The sequence below is a fragment of the Burkholderia sp. Bp8998 genome (genome assembly GCF_003854235.1).
Lineage (GTDB): Bacteria > Pseudomonadota > Gammaproteobacteria > Burkholderiales > Burkholderiaceae > Burkholderia.
Window position 1 is genome coordinate 1 of sequence record NZ_QTQF01000176.1, and the last position, 406, is coordinate 406.

Here is a 406-nt window from a genome sequence, read left to right on the forward strand (position 1 = left end):
GTGTTGTCGCGCACGACGGCTGCCCGGTTCACCGCAATCACCTTGTCCGGATCGCTCGCCGCCAGCAGCTCCACCGTGCCGAACGCGATGTCATGGCTCGTCACCACATCCGTTTCGCCCAGCTCGTTGCTCACGCCCTCTATCACGCGTCCGTTGTCGAGCGTGACCCGGTACGGCTGGTTCGGCAGTGCAAACCCGCTGTCATGCTCCAACAGCACGAAGTGCGCCGCATACTGCCCCGGATTGTCGGGCGTGACCGGCAGGCGCATGGGTCGCACCTGCGCTTCGTCTGTCTGATGACTACCTGCAAAGATCGTGTGCTCGCCGGTCGTCCGTACCACGTAACCCTGATCGCTGATACGAACCTCCGTACTGCCGGCGTGCAGCACGATTTCCTCGGCCGCGT

General features: G+C 63.8%; 1 pseudogene. It reads right to left on the bottom strand.

Annotated elements, in window-relative coordinates:
* Window positions 1-406, bottom strand: a pseudogene (locus DIE06_RS38040) (type VI secretion system tip protein VgrG); the annotation flags it as partial.